The sequence below is a fragment of the Pseudomonas sp. QS1027 genome, from assembly GCF_002814235.1.
GTDB lineage: Bacteria > Pseudomonadota > Gammaproteobacteria > Pseudomonadales > Pseudomonadaceae > Aquipseudomonas.
Genome location: NZ_PHSU01000016.1, coordinates 171,252 through 187,981 on the forward strand (window position 1 = coordinate 171,252; position 16,730 = coordinate 187,981).

Below are 16,730 nucleotides of genomic sequence, written 5' to 3' on the forward strand. Positions count from 1 at the left end.
CCTCTACTTGCGCACTTTGATGGAGAACAGCCCTTGGGGGCGCAGCATCAGGATCAGGATGACCCCGGACAGGGTCAGCACCTTGGCCATCGAACCGCTGAGGAAAAACTCCGAGATCGATTGGGTCTGGGCAATCACGAACGCGGACGCGATGGTGCCGAACAGGCTTTGCGCACCGCCGAAGACCACCACCAGGAAGGTGTCGACAATGTACTGCGAGCCGGCGGTGGGCCCGGTGGAACCGATGGTGGTGAAGGCCGCGCCAGCCACCCCGGCGACACCGCAACCCAGGGCAAAGGTCATGCGGTCGACCTTGCGGGTATTGATACCCACGGCCCGGCTCATCAACCGGTTCTGCACCGTGGCGCGCACATGCAGGCCCCAGCGCGAACGGTAGAGCAGGACAAAAATGCCCGCCGTCAGCAACAAGGTCAGGGCCATCATGAACAGGCCGTTGCGCGGGATCTCGATGGCGTCCGTGAGGTTGAACGAGCCCATCAGCCACTCCGGTGGCGTGGCGCTGACTTCACGGGCGCCGAACACCGAACGGAAGGTCTGCTGCATCACCAGGGACAGGCCCCAGGTTGCCAGCAGCGTATCCAACGGCCGCTTGTAGAGCCGGCTGATCATCGCCCACTCCACCAGCCAGCCGATGGCGCCGGCGATCAGAAACGACAACGCGATGGCGAAGAAAAAATAGTAGGGCTGGAACGCCGGGGCGAAATGGCTGGTCAGGCTCGAACAGACATAGGTGGTGTAGGCACCGATGGTGAGGAACTCGCCGTGGGCCATATTGATGACCCCCATTTGCCCGAAGATGATCGCCAGCCCCAGTGCCATCAACAGCAGCACGCAGAACACGGACAAACCGTTGAACCCCTGCATGGCCGCGATGGCACCAAATTCCGATAGCCATTCCATGATGATGGTCTCCTGCGGTGGAAGTAAAAAAACCGCATCCCCAGCAAACCAGCTCCTGCAGGAGCCGGCTTGCCGGCGATAGGGCCCGAACGTTATTGGTAACCTTTAGGGAACGGATTCGGCTCGATCAGACCCGACTCGTAGACCACCTTGAACTGGCCATTGGGCTGCACTTCACCGATGCGGGTCTTGCTCCACAGGTGATGGTTGTCGTGCACTTTCACGTAGCCTTCAGGCGCGGTTTTCAGCTCGATGCCTGGCGAGGCCGCGACCACTTTGTCGACGTCGAAACTACCGGCCTTCTCCACCGCCGCTTTCCACAACCACGGGCCGAGATAGGCCGCCTGGGTCACGTCGCCGATCACCGCGTCCTTGCCATACTTGGCCTTGAAGGCTTCGACGAAGGCTTTGTTGTTGGGGTTGTCCAGGCTCTGGAAGTACTTCATCGAGGCATAGAAACCGGCCATATTCTCGCCGCCGATGCCCAGCAGTTCGTCTTCAGTCACCGACAGGGTGAGCAAGGTCTGCTTGGAGGAATTGACGCCCGCCGCATTCAGTTGCTTGTAGAACGCCACGTTGGAACCACCAACCACGGCAGCGAACACCACGTCAGGTTTCTTCAGCTTGACCTTGTTGATCAGCGAGCCGAACTGGGTGTTGCCCAGCGGGTAGTAGTCTTCGCCGACCACGGTGCCGTGCAGCACGTTTTCAATGTGCTTGCGGGCGATCTTCATCGAGGTGCGTGGCCAGATGTAGTCCGAACCCACCAGGTAGAAGGTCTTGGCACCCTTGGTCTTGGCGATCCAGTCGAGGCTGGCGAGGATTTGCTGGGTGGCCTCCTGGCCGGTGTAGATCACGTTCTTCGACTGCTCCAACCCTTCATAGAACGTCGGGTAGTAGAGCAGGCCGTTTTCCTTCTCGAAGATCGGCAACACGGCCTTGCGCGAGGCCGAGGTCCAGCAGCCGAACACCGTCGCCACTTTGTCGTTGACCAGCAGCTTCTTGGCCTTCTCGGCGAAGGTCGGCCAGTCGGAGGCGCCGTCCTCCTGGATCACCTTGATCTGCCGACCGAGGATGCCGCCCGAAGCGTTGATCTGCTCGATGGCCAGGCGTTCGGCCTGGATCGAACCGGTTTCGGAAATCGCCATGGTGCCGGTGGCCGAGTGCAACTGGCCGACGGTGACTTCAGTCGGGGTCACGGCCAGGCCGGTGGTGTTGGCCTCGTCCGCCATCACGCCCTGGCTGAACACACTGGCGGCCAGTAACGACAGGGCCGCCGCTCCCAGCGCCAGACGGCGCGGCAACAGACCTTTGGTGCGGATCAATCGTGGTTCCATGCTGCTACTCCTCTGCGGTGGCGCTGCGGTTCGCCTGGGAGGGCGGCCAGCAACGGTGATGGCATCAGCATGGCGGCGAGCGACGGTGGCCGGTATACGCAGCCTGACGTAAAGGCATACGTCATTTGACGTAGGGAAAATCGCACCAAGGTGGCGCAGGCTAGCGCCCGAGGCCCGGCCCGCCTGGCGCTGCACAGAGACGCGTGCCAGCAGGCGCGAAGGCGCTCAAACAGCACGGGGCATGAAAATTGCTCAATTTTTCACCACACCATCGCCAGGCACGGAGCGCCTTGACCGCAGGAGTCTTTCACCGTGCTACCACCCGGCACCCAGCGCATCGCCAAGATCCGCCGCGACTACAACAGCTGGGTCGCCGACGAGACCATGGAGGACTACGCCCTGCGCTACACGCCGAAGTCCTTTCGCAAGTGGTCGGAACTGCGCATTGCCAACACCGCCCTGGGCGCGGTGTCGTTCCTCGCCCTGGAGGCGATCGGCGGAGTGCTGGCCCTGAGTTATGGGTTCACCAACACCTTCTGGGCGATTCTCGCGGTGAGCCTGGTGATCTTCTTCACCGGCCTGCCCATCAGCTACTACGCCGCCCGCTACGGCGTCGACATGGACCTGCTGACCCGCGGCGCCGGCTTCGGCTATATCGGCTCGACCATCACCTCGCTGATCTACGCCAGCTTCACCTTCCTGTTTTTCGCCCTGGAAGCGGCGATCATGGCGTTGGCCCTGGAGCTGTACTTCCATATCCCGCTGGCCTTCGCCTATGTGATCTGTTCCGTGCTGGTGATCCCGTTGGTGGCCTACGGGGTGACGCTGATCAGCCGCCTGCAACTCTGGACCCAGCCGTTGTGGCTGGCGCTGCTGGTGCTGCCCTACCTGTTCGTACTGGCGAAGAATCCCCAGGCCTTCAGCGACTGGACCAGTTTCCTGGGCCGCAGCTCCAGCGGCGGTGACTTCAATCTGCTGGAGTTTTGCGCGGCCTGTACCGTGGCTCTTTCGTTGGTGACGCAAATCGGCGAACAGGTCGACTACCTGCGTTTTCTGCCGGAGAAAACTTCAGCCAACCGCAAACGCTGGTGGGCCGCCCTGCTCTGCGCCGGCCCCGGCTGGATCATCCCCGGTGCCCTGAAAATGGCCGCCGGGGCCTTCCTGGCCTTTCTCGCCCTGCAACACGAAATCCCCATGGAGCGCGCCGCCGAACCGACGCAGATGTACCTGGTGGCCTTCAGTTATGTGTTCTCCTCGCCGGAGTGGGCCCTGGGCGCGATGGTGCTGTTCGTGTTCGTCTCGCAGATGAAGATCAACCTGACCAATGCCTACGCCGGCTCCCTGGCCTGGTCGAACTTCTTCGCCCGGGTCACCCACAGTCATCCCGGCCGCGTGGTGTGGCTGGTGTTCAATGTGGCGATTGCGCTGATGCTGATGGAGCTGGGGGTGTTCGATGTCATCGACCAGGTGCTCGGGCTCTACGCCAATATCGCCACCGCCTGGATCGGCTCTGTGGTCGCGGATCTGGTGATCAACAAGCCCTTGGGGCTGTCGCCGAAGCACATCGAATTCAAGCGCGCGCACCTCTACGACATCAACCCGGTGGGCGTCGGCTCGATGGTGATTGCCTCGTTGCTGTCGATCCTCGCCCACTTCGGCCTGTTCGGTGCACTGGCCCAGGCCGCGCCGCCCTTTGTCGCCCTCGGGACGGCACTGATCATGGTTCCGCTGCTGGCCTGGGCCACCGGCAGCCGCTATTACATCGCCCGGACCAGCGACCCGTTGCTGCTGCGGCCGGTGCAACCGAGTACGCAGGTCACCTGTGGTCTGTGCAGTAATCCGTTCGAAGTCGCGGATATGGCGTTCTGTCCGGCCTACAGCACGCCCATCTGCTCGTTGTGCTGTTCGCTGGATGCGCGTTGCGGCGATCGCTGCAAACCCCAGGGGCGCCTGTCCGTGCAGTTCGAGTCGCTGTTGCGATGGTTATTGCCCAGCACCATGGTGCCGCGCCTGCACACCCGATTGATGCATTACCTCGGTCTGCTGCTGGTACTGATCCTGATGCTCAGCGGCGCCCTGGCGCTGATTTACGGCCAGGCTTCCCAGGGTTTGCCTCATTCGGCGACCTTGTACCAGGCGTTTTTCAAGGCCTTCCTGACCCTCTCGATGTTGGCGGCTATCCTCGCCTGGTGGATCGTCCTGACCCGGGAAAGCCGCCATGTGGCCCAGGAAGAATCGACTCGCCAGACCCAATTACTGATGCAGGAAATCGCCGCCCACCGAGTCACCGACCAGGCCCTGCAGGATGCCAAGGAAGCCTCCGAGGCGGCCAACGCGGCCAAGAGTCGCTATATCACCGGGCTGTCCCATGAACTGCGCACGCCGCTCAACAGCATCCTCGGTTTTACCCAGAACCTGCAGCGCGACGCGGCCATGCCGGAACAGCACCAGGATGCCCTGGCAACCATCCTACGCAGTGGTTCGCACCTGCTGTCGCTGATCGACGGCCTGCTCGATGTGGCCAAGATCGAGGCCGGCAAGCTGCGCCTGGAACTGACGGAAATCCCCTTCCCGGAACTGATCCACGACCTGGAATTGATGTTCACCCCACAGGCCCAGGAGAAAGGTCTGCGCTTTCGCCTGGAACTGATCGGCAAGATGCCGGCGGTGGTGCGCGGCGATGAAAAACGTGTGCGGCAGATCCTGATCAACCTGCTGGGCAATGCGGTGAATTTCACCGACAGCGGCGAGGTTTGCCTGCGGGTCAGTTACATGCGCGAAACCGCGAACTTCGAGATCATCGACACTGGTATCGGTATCGACCCCGAGCATATCGAGCGGATCTTCCAGCCCTTCGAGCGCGGCGACCTGATGCGCCAGGACAAGGGAGTCGGCCTGGGCCTGACCATCACCCGCATGCTCACCTCGCTGATGGGCGGCGAGTTGCAGGTCCGAAGCCAGCAGGACAAGGGCACCTGCTTCCAGGTGCGGCTGTTTCTCTCCCAGGTACGCGCGCCCCAAGCCGTGGTCCATGTCGAGCACGACATCATCGGCTACCAGGGGCCACGACGCCGGGTGCTGGTGGTGGACGATCATGTCGACCATCGCAAGGTGCTCAACGGCATGCTCACACCGTTGGGCTTCGAAGTGGTGCAGGCCAGCAACGGCCAGGAAGCGATTCGTCAGGTGGCGCTGCTGGGGCCGGACCTGATCCTGATGGACCTGTCGATGCCGACCATGGATGGCTGGGAAACCAGCCGCCTGATCCGCCGCAACGCGCTGTCCACGGTGCCGATCATCGTGATCTCGGCCAATGCCTTCAGCGATGAACGCAACCTGGCGAGTGCCTGCAATGACTATCTGGCCAAACCGGTACGCACGCCGGAGTTGCTGGAGCGGATTCAGAAGCAACTTGATCTGCATTGGGTGCGGCGTGAAAAGCCGACACCTGCGGCACTCCCCGAACCTTGGGTCTTACCCTCACACCCTGACCTTGTCGCCCTCGGCGAACTCAGCGCCATCGGCTATGTCCGTGGCCTGCAGGAAAAGCTCGACAGTATCCAGGCCGAGGCACCCGACACGGCGGCGTTTATCGGTTCGATCCGCAAACTGCTGAAGAACTTTCGCCTGGACGAAATCAACCGCACCCTCAAGGAGGCAGAAGATGAATGCACTGACCACAGTCGCTGAACCCGGTGTCGTGCTGATTGTGGATGACACGCCGGATAACCTCGCGCTGCTCTCCGATGCGCTTAACGATGCCGGTTATATGGTGCTGGTGGCGCTGGATGGGTTGAGTGCGTTGAACCGGATCGAGCGCCGACGCCCGGACCTGATCCTGCTGGATGCGATGATGCCGGGGCTGGATGGGTTTGAGACCTGTCGGCGGATCAAGGCGCAGCCGGAGAGTGCTGATATTCCAGTGCTGTTCATGACTGCGCTGACGGAGAGTCGGCATGTGGTTCAGGGGTTTGAGGTCGGTGGCAGTGATTATGTGACCAAGCCTATTCAGATTGATGAGGTGCTGGCGCGGGTTGCGGCGCATTTGCGGACTTCACGTATTTTGCATTCGGCACGGGCGGCGTCGCAGCCAGTAGCGGCCTTGAGTTTGAACGATGGACCGGCCAGCCAGGTGTTGTCGGCGCGCTTTCAGCTGACGGGGCGTGAGGTGGAGGTGCTGCGTTGGGTGGCCTGTGGGAAGACCAATCGAGATATCGGCACCATTCTGGACTTGAGCCCGCGTACGGTGAACAAGCATCTGGAGCATGTGTATATCAAGCTGGGGGTGGAGACTCGGACGGCGGCGACTTCGGTGGTGCTGTCGGCGATGACTGAGCATCGGCGGATGTAAAGGCGGCGCTTTGCGCAGTGATTTGCCAAGGCCAGCAAGACAACTCGCTTTCCTTTGAGTGAAGTTTCCTAGAAAATCCTGACCGCTTGCGCCTGCTAATTTCGATGACTAGTCTTCAATTCGTCACTGTCTATTCAGTGATCGGGTTTAGTCGCCCGGGATAGATTGGCGCACAGCGCCCCCTTGGAATGAGGCGTTTTTTATTGCCTACATTTTATGGTGGCTGTGCGCAGGGCACCCTCGTGGTGCGCCGGTTTCTCCAATCTTCCGGTCGACTAACCTGTGCACAGCTGCCACCCACAATCGTTTAGTCGCGATGGCGTGGTGGCTCCAACCGCTAGATTGGAGATTTACCATGTACAAGGTCACACCCAACCCACCGGGAACCTCCGGTATCGAAAGCATTGATCCCCAAGCCGCTGATCGCGCCTTGGCTTACTACATACTGCCTCAGGGCGGCGGTCCAAAACGCCCCGGTATCGTAGGAACACAAGAGAGAGCCTCTACCCCGCAAAGCCGAGAAGAAGCCCTCGTCAGCGCCAGCTCAATCCTCGACTCCGCTGCTGCCACCGCCTATGAGAATGCGGACAACCTCACGGGCGCCAATCGCAAAGTGGCGATGGGTGTGGTGCATCTGATCGAGTTGGCTCAACGGCAGGTGGACTCAGTGATTGAGGAGCATCCGCAGGGATAACAAACTGACAGGTACAAGGTCAACGTGATGGGAAGGGAAGCCGAGCTTCCCTTTTTACTTAATCAGTAGAAAGCTCTCCCACTTCACTCGTCAAAGCGACGATGACATTCTTCGACGAATGCAATTGCGCTCACTAGGTTAGCCATTATAAAAGTGGACTCTGACAATCTCCGCATACACCACCTGATAAAAGTTCTCAGGCATGCTCCACCAGATGGCATGAGCAAAATGTATACGACTTATTTCTCCCTCCTGGACCGCCCGGTAAAACCACTCATACCTCTGCTTAGCTACAAAGTGCTCCAACACATGATCACCGATAAAGTAAAAACGATCCTTTTCAAGCCCTCTGTCATCGGCGTCCACTTCCAAGCGACCGTACAAATAGGCCATTTCATCCTGATCATCACTACCTCGCGCATTGAGCGGCTCATTATCAATGAGGTCGCCTATTAAACTCAGAGTGCAACAATTTATGGCACACACGACAAAGAGTAATGCCATTACCCAACTCGTATTTTCCCTCAGGAAAGGTAACCCGACGAAATATATGGTGCGCCTGGATACCATGTCTCGACTCACAATGTACGCACCGGAAACCATCCCGCATCCGAATGAAACGTCCCCATAGAGCCAAACACCACCGTTCAGAGCGCTGCGCTTCAATCGCACACGCCAAAGCACACCTTAACGCGCCCAAACTACTTAGCTCGGGGTGGACACCTCGAAAATCATTTCTCGGCACCATCACTAGAAATTCGCTCCAATCAAAGCAGATAGCATACTGGGCGGCGATGCTCGCCATATTTCATGGGCGATTCTAAGTCTACTGTACCCCCCGCACTTGAAAAATTTATGCATATGTTCGCAAGACTGCAGACGCATGAAAAAAAATAGCATGTGATCATCAATGTAGTAGAACTCATCATGATTCAGCCCTCGAGCATCTGCGGACCGAACTAGGCAATCAAGATAAATAAAAGCTTCGTCTAGGTTGTCACCACCCTCTGCATCCACTGGCATACTCATATCTGGCCGGCCATTGAACGTGGAGTGTTGCAACTCATGACACTCGTGGCAAAGAGTCACGCCATTGCCCGGCTGAAACCAACCGAGTGGGTACAACGACCTACGGAATATATGGTGCGCATGAATTCGGTTTATCGAATAACACACGACACACTGATAGCCATCTCTAGCCCTGATGAACCGACTCCATAATCTGAGGCACCAGCTATCTGATCGACCTTGTTTCACCGCGAGTATAAGCCTCACTTGCTTATCGATGAGATCTAACCGATTCAAGTCCATTCTCCTGGGATGCCACTCGCAGATGGATGTAACAGTTTTGCAAAAATTTGCCAAGGCCAGCGAAAAAACTCGTTTTCCCTCGACTTAAACCTCCTATAAAGCTCTGAGCGTTTGTGCTTGCCAATTTCACTGGTTAGTCTTCAGGCCAGTCACTGCTATATCAATGTTCTTGGAATCAGGCACCTTTTATTGCCTGCTTTTTATGATGGCTCCACGCAGGGTTCTTCGGGCGCGCCGGCCTCTCCAATCTTCCGGTCTACCAACCTGTGTACAGTCACCACCTTCAATCGTTTGGTAGCGATACAGGTGACGGCCCCATCCGTGAGATTAGAGATTTGCTAAGTACAACCCACAGAGAACTACCGGCATTAAAAGCTCTGATTGAGTTTGCTCAACGGCATGCGAATCAGGTTTAGAGGAAGAGCCAGTCGAGCCCAAAAATGACGAAAACTGTTGCGACACAGAGGTGTTACACCTCTGTGTCGCAACGAATAAATTTTCTATATTTCCATAACCACATGTTTGAAAAATATCGTGGTGTCTACGGCACTATCCCCCAGCTTTTTTATCGACTATCAATCCTCAAATGGGAAGTGCTCTCTTCCGGCCAAGCGCAAGTACTCAGAGTCAATGACACCGATCCTCATCCAAACATTCGCAAGGGCAGCCATTTCACTTGAGGCTCGCCCGTAACGAATCTCTCCAAGCCAAGTAAACTCAATCACATGATTTTCTAACGATTTGAAAACAAAACACGAAGGCTGTCCCTCAGCGTCCGTCCTCTCTCCACGCACGCGCTGAGTTTCTCTATCGGGAGAAAACAAAAATGTCCGTACGATCGGATATTTCTTGTCAAAGTGAAGTCCAACTGAACGACCTCCCTCTACTTTCATAACCATATTATATGGTTTCGAACTTTCTATACCTTCGAGAAAAACAAAAGGCCTCGGAGCCTCTAACCTCAGCGCATCGCAAGCCGGCGTAAAACACATCAGATAACGGAATTTATCGCCTTCTTGGTACCGAAGGACAGTCCCTGTCGTAAGAGAAGGCTTCCAATGTGGACTAATTAAAGAAGTTGACAGTCCAAAAGCCTCTCTCCGAAAGGAGACTAACCGTGAAAATTCATTTTCAGCCCTACGAGCTTTGGTCAGCCCACCCGCGAGAACCTCAGAAATTTTACCTCTGTGAAACTCAGGAAATCCTATCCTGCTGTCACCATCGAGAGTGATTCCTCTATCAGAAAGGCCATACCGCAGCAAACCATTTATAGTTTCACGCCCCATGGAGACATCTTTTTTTACTCCTCCAACCTTTATATCGTAAGATTTACTAACAAACTCATGCTGATTTTTATCCAACCATTTAGATATGGATTCATGTTCAAGATAATCGTCCGCAATACGGTCAAGCCCAAGTGCATTATCACATTCGGCGACAAGTAGCTCTCGCATTAACTCAGCAACGTCACCTGGAGGATTTGTAATAAGTCTATTTGCTATGTATGCTGAGTCTAGAGCCTTACCAAATCTGGTAAGCATATGGTGGGTATTTTTTCTAATAGCACCCACAGCAGCCAAAGCAAAAGCAGGAATTAGCCCATCTGCAAGACGAGAAAACAGGCATATTAGCTCACCAGGCAAGTGCTCCGCAGGAACAGTCTCCTTATTTAGCAATACGACTAATGTGCCATCCTTGACAGCACAAAACTCCACGTCATCAACATTTTGGAGATTAAGTCCACCTTGAGCGAGGTGTTCTTTAATATCTTCAAATATAGCATTATCAAGAGGCTCACCTGTATAAACACAGATAAGACGCATCCTCCCATTTTCCTGGCAGTCTGACTCTGCCACTTCCTTGAGAATCTGAAGCGTAAGCGATGCATCCTGCCTTTTTAGATACCAATCGATTACAACTATGTCAGATGCTCTAGCCGCACACAGAGCCCTCTTCTTTTTCGCATCGTCATCATTAACGGCATCATCAGGCAAGACGAATGCACACGCCACTCCCCGTTCCGCAAAAACATCAGATACTTTCCTCAAATCTAGATCATGTACCCCAGCCTGAGGGGCCTGCTCAGAAGGCTCAACTAGAGCCCCTAGATCACCTCCTAAGCCAGAATCACTTCTAAGTGATTCTCCATTAACGACAGCACGGTAAGACTCTTTAATATATGGTTGATTATCAATAACCACTGCGGTCTTTAAAAATTTACCAACTGCCCGCTGAATATGATCAGACCAAATAGCCGTGGGATCTTGAACTACAGCCAAAACTTCTGCTTCTTGAGTTCCCATCTTATTCTCCTTGCTCATCCATGGCCGAAATTCTGAACTGCGGATCCACATCTAAACCAGCACTAACCAGCTCAATATTGAACCCCTCACGCTTTAGGGCTTCGCGACTGATCGCCAACCCCATACCACGACCACCAACCTTTTGGGTCTCACCAAAATCGAATATACGCCCTATCATTCTCTCTTCAATTCCAGGGCCATTATTAGAGATCAAGAAACCTTTATCATCAGCATCTAGTGTTATCTCTTTACTACCTTCAGCCCGGCTGTTTAGCCAATAAATTGCGTTATCAATGACATTTATAAACGCCCCTAATAGCGCAGAGGATTTGCATTTAACCTTAAACCCTCGAAATGCATAAGTTGGCTCCAACCGGATAGAGGATGACTCAAGTGGCTCGACGAACACATTTCGGAGGACGTTAAGTATCTCATTTCCAGATATCTCTACCACAGAGCGGTGCATTCTCCGCCCTAAAGGATCGAGTACTTTCAAATACCCATCTAAATGCTCAATATGATCGCGTAAGCGCTGATAGATAGAAGCTAATGGGGCATTTCGATCTGCCCACGGTTTGAGCTCTGCCATTGCACCCCGAATACCTCGTGCAGCGCCATGAAACTCGTGCTGCAACATGCCAACGGACATTCCCATCTGCGCGAACTCAGAGTAAAACTCAATCTGCTCTTCCAGGGCCTGATTACGGGATTCTAAAGCTGCAAATCTATCGTCTAGTGTCTCTCTACTTTTTACACCTTCAGCCAGCTCAATCATCTGGCGTTTGAAAGAGTCGAGTAACTCGCTCTCACGATTACGTAAATCAGCAATACGTTGCTCTACCTCGTATCGAGCTTGGTCAATTTCTTCAGGCTTTTCAGCCGAATGCTTGGTGAAGCCATCAACTAGCCGTTCAATATTTGCCCGAAGTGTAGAAAACTCTTCCTGAAGAACGTTTTTCACCGCCGACTGCATAGAATCTGCAGCGTCAATAGTTTCACGGCGCAACCCCACCAACTCACGAACAGTATTGTCACGCTCTCGCTCGACATCCTGGAGGGCAACACTTCGTCGCTCTGAGGCTCCAATCTTCCCGTCCATTGCCTCCCGTAAAATTTCATCTATTTTGTTACGCAACGGATCAAGTATTTTCTCGCAAACCTGCGCAGAAATAGTTTCATAAGCAGACCAATCTTTCTGGAGCTTTTGCGTTAATGCCAACCCTCTAGGCAACGAAACCACTGACTTTTCTGAAAGAACTCTAGCTCTTCGCTTGACCTCTAACTCAAGCAGTCTCACTCTCGATGCAAAATCGCCTAGATCAAGCTCAGCCTTGAAAAAGCTTAAACGCTCTTCCAAAAACCCCAAAAGCTCTTTTGACTCAGACTCAAACACCCCAGAATTGTAATCATCAAAGAACCGCTCTAGTTCATTACGAAAAACAGCTCTCCGACCATCAGCCTTTTCTTGTTGCTTCTTTAACAGTACAGCCTGAGCAGCATATGTATTTTTCCCCTCCCAAAAATCATCACCTTGAGGAGAGCTTTTCCTAAAAAATTCATACGCTAACTGCCTGAAGAAATTAATTAAAATAGCGCGAAAATCTCGATAGGCCTGATTTTCTCTAAACCCTTCACGGCCAGCCTTTTCAGTCAGCGTACCATTTTCCGAATGAGTGATAGAAACATATCCAAACCCTCTTCGATAGGAGAAAAACCAATCCTTTGCCGCCAAATTACGCCTTTTCTCAATATCTAACCAATCATAATCAGAATTACCATATGGCAGTATCCTTATACCATCCCTATATATATAAAGGCCGCCCAACCTATTTGTCTTCTCGTCCATTTCAGCCCAATCTTGAGGAGCAAGACTGGTTTCGTCAGCTTTACCTTGAACATAACCATATCGAAAAGAAAAACCTCCGCACTTAGGCTGCCTTCCTTTGCCATCTGCCCAGTTACATACAAAGTCCCTCCGTTTACCATAAACAGAAACAAAACCTACAAACTGACCATACTCATCAAACTTACCTTCGAAATACTGATCGGTTTTCAGAAAATCATCATCAACAAAAAAATTCTTAGACCCTATAAGATCCAAGACATCGGATTGAAAATGATCCCTAAACTCTGTCCGTATAACGGGCTCATCAAATGCCATTGTATTAGAGAAGCCGAGCAAATTACGCTCAAGCTTCGAAGACTCTTTATCTGCGCCTCCATCGATATCATCATCTAACTCTGGAGCAACAGGCAACACAATGAAGTGTGTTCCGTAACCTTCCCCAGAGAGAGTCAGCCCCTCACCTACATCTCCATTCAGCGTATTATCAAGATTATCTGGCCCAATACCTCTTGCAAGCTCCAGATCTTCAATAAGCTGTTTAAAAGAGGCCGGGGCGATGTCTGACTTAAGATTCTGTAAATTTGTCGATACCCGATCTACCAGCCGACCGATATCTTCTCTTGTTGGTAGTGTCCCACCAGCAAACTCTTCAATAGGGATATCGATAGCGCTAATGTCTAGTCCAGGTTGCTCAAACAACCCCCAATGCACAAGTGCAACGACAAGGTTTTGCAAGCCATCGGAACGACTAGCCCGCGTCATGAGAATTGTAATCGGCGCAATCACTGCAATGGCCAAGCGGCCGATCCCTTTTTCCCCCATGATGACCCGCTTGGGGAGCATCAACGGACCACGCCACTCATCCTTGCTTTCAATTTTTTCGCGGTTAGCGTTTACCCTGGACTCAGTACCTAGCGTGAGCCAACGATTCTCGACGTCCTCCCGGGTCATCCCATACCCGTCATCCCGTAGGACGAGAACACGATTGCGCCTGAAAAAGTCAACTTCAGCGCGTGTTGCATAGGCGTCATGTGCGTTTTTGAAGAGTTCGTGAATTGCGGTAGGGATACCTGCAATTTGTTGCCGGCCGAGCATGTCGACGGCTCTAGCTCTTACCCTGAGCTGTGTCATGAAGACTCCTAGGTCTCTAAGGAGTAGCTGGTTTGTTTTGATTTTTTAGCAGATCTAGCGCCTGCGTTACAGAGGCAGCTATGCATTCCGGTGTTTCATGCGTCCAAAAACGAAGTACTTCCCATCCCTCATCGCGGAGTACAGCGGTGACCCGCCGGTCTCTGGTTTGGTTGTTACAGAGCTTCTCAGCCCACCATTCCCCATTGGCTTTCGGGATCGTACCGTGATCAGGGCAACTATGCCAAAAACAACCGTCGATAAATACGGCAAGCTTTACGCCAGGGAAGGCTATGTCGATATTGGCTCGACCAATAGCAACTGCTCTAGGTCTGTAGTGGATTCGGTAGCGGAGTCCAAGAGAGAAGAGGGCTTTACGAACAGCCAGCTCGGGGCCAGTGTTTTTGCTGCGAACACGCTTCATCAAAATAGACACCATCGAAGAGGATGGTGCCGGGCGAGATAGCTCTTTACTGATCAAACAGCCTCTGACATCGTCCGCCGGAGTGCGGCTCTCAGGCTTTGGGCAATGGTACGCATCATTTCTGGCGGTACAGCGTTGCCGATCTGGGTCGCTACCTGGCTGGCGTTACCCCAAAAAATATATTCATCAGGGAAAGATTGAAGCCTAGCAGCCTCACGTAGCGTGATAGCCCTGTCTTGAGTCGGATGAGCGAAGCGGCCCCGGGTTATATCGGTACAACCGGTAGTAAGAGTCGGAGCAACATCTGACCACTTCATTCGGCCGTAGGTATCCGAAAATGAGCTCTTCTTTGCGTTACGGTGGCAAGCAAGCTGTAGGTGTGGAGGTAGTGACTCCCGCCCTCCACCATCCACAGGAATATTTTGTAAGCGTTCAATGTTCAAGGGTGAGTGTTTACGTGCGTAATGCAGTGCATCCACACCCGCTGAGCCCCGTCCCACAGGAGGAATAGGTAGGTCGCTAATGGTTTGAGCAACTGTCCGCTTACTCGTACGAGCTATGTTAGTCGCCTCAGCAAGAGAGACGCCTTTGGCGGCAACCAAAATCATGCGCGTCCGGCGCTGGGGAACTCCCAGTTCAGCAGCATCTACACGCATTGGCTCAGCGACATCATATTTCGCGACGTCTCTCAACCATTTGGTGAAACCATCAAATATGTCTGTGGATGCCAGCCCTGGAACATTCTCAAGGAATACAAGTGAGGGGTTGAAACGCTCAATAAATTTTTTTGATTCTTCGACCAAATTGTTACGAGCGTCATCTTTGCTTTTGTGGCGGTTCTGGCTACTGAATGGTTGACATGGAGCACAGACGACCAGCAAATCGAGTTTGCCTGGGATGAGATCCGCGAAATCGTTAGGGTCGACCTCACGGATATCCTTTTCCAGCAAGCGCACAGAACGGTGGTTCGCACGGTAGGTACGGCAAGCGCCCGCATCGAAATCAACAGCTCCAACAACATCAAAGCCGGCTTGCTTGAGTCCCAAGGACACTGCTCCAGAACCACAGAATAAATCCAGAGCAATCGGCTTTTTAGAGCGCTTGGCCATGAGAGAGTCCCTAACGAATATGTGTGCTTCCTACACCCAAAATTGTGATGAGTAACGGGAGAAGAAATATGGTGCGAATACTAGGCACAACAGGCTGTCAAGTCTAGGCTTTTTGCGGCCGCCAGAACGCCACTCCCCGTCACCGAGGCCCGCCAAATACGCCTTGCGGTGAGAAATATTGACCATCGCGACAAGCATCAGTGATTGTAGACAACAGGCCACCTGACACGCTAATCACGATGGATCAATTTGCGCCCACATGGCGTCCTCCATGAGCCCCCCATAACCGAAGCACGCAACACGAACAGCAAGACATTTCCCTCCACCTACCGGATACTTCGCACGAAATTTAAGTCCTATTGGAACTTAAACAGCTCTACCTCCTTCGATTAGGCTGGTTGAGTCACGGGCGTTCCCGTGACCGAGTGTCAGAACTCGAACAACCAGGGCGCGGCACGCGCCATAGCTACCCGTAGTCGGCGCTTTTGGGCGTCTGACTGCTGCATCTATGGTGGACCGCGCGAGGCAGGCTTCGGCCTGGCCGGTTTCCTTGGTTGCCGGTTTCTGACCCTCGTGCGGTCCGCCACCCTAACCGTGTCAGAACGGCGGATGGCGGTTCCTTAATCCAACCAGGGACCATAAGGAAAATGACCTACCCTCCTTTTACGCACGGGCACCGCCCACACTGTCTGGCGTCAACATGGCTCGATCACGGAGAACACCTCCATGATTGATCGCTCATTACTCTCCCGCTTGCCCATCCCCGCTCTGATCAAACTCGCCACCCTGAGCCACGACGAAGCGGTCGATCGGCTACGTCATGCCGCCCGGCTCTGCCTGGACGGTGCCCGCTCGCTAGCCTTTGAGGATCAACAACAAAAGGACTTGGCTGACAAACTGATCGAGGATGCCCTTACGCTTTACGATCTGGCCTTGCAGCGGCGGCATCCTCCGCCATTATCCGATTCACCGGCCATGGTTCACGTCAATGCCTCAACCGATTCCCCTTCTGTGCCACCTACACCCTGGGATGATCAGTTTGCTCAGGAAATCGCCAGCGGTACGCGCTGTGCGGAGCGCTGGCTGGAACGGCAAAACACCCAGCCATTGTGGTGGCAACTGACGCAGGCACGTATCAACCATCCGGAAGGGGATCGGCGCAATGCTTTCGAGGCGGGATTTTTAAGACGGTTGCAGCACCACTTGATTGCGGCACAGCACCAGCATGTTCGAAGGTCACCGGGTTAAGCGCTCTGAGCGGTGGACGACTTACTTAGTGACTTCCGCGGTCGCCCATCAGGCCCCG

Annotated in this window: 12 protein-coding genes; 4 read left to right on the top strand and 8 right to left on the bottom strand. The window is 54.0% G+C overall.

The window, feature by feature from the left end:
- Positions 1 to 3: 3 nt before the first annotated feature.
- Positions 4 to 921 carry an urea ABC transporter permease subunit UrtB gene (urtB, locus tag CWE01_RS16345; protein ID WP_164886255.1) on the bottom strand — a complete coding sequence of 306 codons (918 nt, stop codon included), beginning with the start codon at positions 919 to 921 and terminating at the stop codon, positions 4 to 6.
- Between the two features lie 92 nt (positions 922 to 1,013).
- The gene (urtA, locus tag CWE01_RS16350; protein WP_100941568.1) at positions 1,014 to 2,258 is read right to left on the bottom strand and encodes an urea ABC transporter substrate-binding protein; all 1,245 of its coding nucleotides are present in this window, start codon (positions 2,256 to 2,258) and stop codon (positions 1,014 to 1,016) included.
- A 312-nt stretch (positions 2,259 to 2,570) separates the two neighbouring features.
- On the opposite strand from urtA, the gene CWE01_RS16355 reads away from it, so the two are divergent.
- The 3 genes from CWE01_RS16355 (at position 2,571) to CWE01_RS16365 (ending at position 7,303) form a co-directional block, all read left to right on the top strand.
- Positions 2,571 to 5,948, top strand: coding sequence for an ATP-binding protein (locus CWE01_RS16355; protein ID WP_100941569.1), 3,378 nt, complete (start codon positions 2,571 to 2,573; stop codon positions 5,946 to 5,948).
- Complete coding sequence (locus CWE01_RS16360) at positions 5,923 to 6,609, top strand: response regulator transcription factor (protein WP_100941570.1); 687 nt, start codon at positions 5,923 to 5,925, stop codon at positions 6,607 to 6,609. The genes CWE01_RS16355 and CWE01_RS16360 overlap by 26 nt, the downstream gene beginning before the upstream one ends.
- A 355-nt stretch (positions 6,610 to 6,964) precedes the next feature.
- The gene (locus tag CWE01_RS16365; protein ID WP_100941571.1) at positions 6,965 to 7,303 is read left to right on the top strand and encodes a DUF6124 family protein; all 339 of its coding nucleotides are present in this window, start codon (positions 6,965 to 6,967) and stop codon (positions 7,301 to 7,303) included.
- Between the two features lie 138 nt (positions 7,304 to 7,441).
- Here CWE01_RS16365 and CWE01_RS33590 read toward each other — a convergent pair whose 3' ends face one another.
- From CWE01_RS33590 to CWE01_RS16390, 6 genes are all read right to left on the bottom strand, one after another.
- Positions 7,442 to 7,807 (bottom strand): hypothetical protein, encoded by a 366-nt coding sequence (locus CWE01_RS33590; RefSeq protein ID WP_177410481.1) that lies wholly within the window; start codon positions 7,805 to 7,807, stop codon positions 7,442 to 7,444.
- Positions 7,740 to 8,108, bottom strand: a complete 369-nt coding sequence (locus CWE01_RS34315; protein ID WP_157815228.1) for an HNH endonuclease — start codon at positions 8,106 to 8,108, stop codon at positions 7,740 to 7,742. Before CWE01_RS34315 ends, CWE01_RS33590 begins: the two co-directional genes overlap by 68 nt.
- Before the next feature lie 1,081 nt (positions 8,109 to 9,189).
- Positions 9,190 to 10,917, bottom strand: coding sequence for a response regulator receiver domain (locus CWE01_RS16375; RefSeq protein WP_218274286.1), 1,728 nt, complete (start codon positions 10,915 to 10,917; stop codon positions 9,190 to 9,192).
- A gap of 1 nt (position 10,918) precedes the next feature.
- Complete coding sequence (locus CWE01_RS16380; RefSeq protein WP_100941573.1) at positions 10,919 to 13,894, bottom strand: ATP-binding protein; 2,976 nt, start codon at positions 13,892 to 13,894, stop codon at positions 10,919 to 10,921.
- 16 nt (positions 13,895 to 13,910) lie between these two features.
- Entirely contained in the window at positions 13,911 to 14,315 is a 405-nt protein-coding gene (locus CWE01_RS16385; RefSeq protein WP_100941587.1) for a very short patch repair endonuclease, read from the bottom strand.
- A gap of 53 nt (positions 14,316 to 14,368) precedes the next feature.
- On the bottom strand, positions 14,369 to 15,424 hold the full coding sequence (locus CWE01_RS16390) for a DNA cytosine methyltransferase (protein WP_100941574.1): 1,056 nt from the start codon (positions 15,422 to 15,424) through the stop codon (positions 14,369 to 14,371).
- A 726-nt stretch (positions 15,425 to 16,150) separates the two neighbouring features.
- Between CWE01_RS16390 and CWE01_RS16395 the strand changes: the two genes are divergently transcribed.
- The gene (locus CWE01_RS16395) at positions 16,151 to 16,672 is read left to right on the top strand and encodes a LasR-specific antiactivator QslA (protein WP_100941575.1); all 522 of its coding nucleotides are present in this window, start codon (positions 16,151 to 16,153) and stop codon (positions 16,670 to 16,672) included.
- Positions 16,673 to 16,730 lie beyond the last annotated feature (58 nt).

Excerpts from the sequence above, each read along its gene's own strand:
- urtB (WP_164886255.1), bottom strand. The coding sequence starts at position 921 with ATGGAATGGCTATCGGAATTTGGTGCCATCGCGGCCATGCAGGGGTTC.
- urtA (WP_100941568.1), bottom strand. The coding sequence starts at position 2,258 with ATGGAACCACGATTGATCCGCACCAAAGGTCTGTTGCCGCGCCGTCTG.
- CWE01_RS16360 (WP_100941570.1), top strand. The coding sequence starts at position 5,923 with ATGAATGCACTGACCACAGTCGCTGAACCCGGTGTCGTGCTGATTGTG.
- CWE01_RS16365 (WP_100941571.1), top strand. The coding sequence starts at position 6,965 with ATGTACAAGGTCACACCCAACCCACCGGGAACCTCCGGTATCGAAAGC.
- CWE01_RS33590 (WP_177410481.1), bottom strand. The coding sequence starts at position 7,807 with ATGGCATTACTCTTTGTCGTGTGTGCCATAAATTGTTGCACTCTGAGT.
- CWE01_RS34315 (WP_157815228.1), bottom strand. The coding sequence starts at position 8,108 with ATGGCGAGCATCGCCGCCCAGTATGCTATCTGCTTTGATTGGAGCGAA.
- CWE01_RS16375 (WP_218274286.1), bottom strand. The coding sequence starts at position 10,917 with ATGGGAACTCAAGAAGCAGAAGTTTTGGCTGTAGTTCAAGATCCCACG.
- CWE01_RS16380 (WP_100941573.1), bottom strand. The coding sequence starts at position 13,894 with ATGACACAGCTCAGGGTAAGAGCTAGAGCCGTCGACATGCTCGGCCGG.
- CWE01_RS16385 (WP_100941587.1), bottom strand. The coding sequence starts at position 14,315 with ATGAAGCGTGTTCGCAGCAAAAACACTGGCCCCGAGCTGGCTGTTCGT.
- CWE01_RS16390 (WP_100941574.1), bottom strand. The coding sequence starts at position 15,424 with ATGGCCAAGCGCTCTAAAAAGCCGATTGCTCTGGATTTATTCTGTGGT.
- CWE01_RS16395 (WP_100941575.1), top strand. The coding sequence starts at position 16,151 with ATGATTGATCGCTCATTACTCTCCCGCTTGCCCATCCCCGCTCTGATC.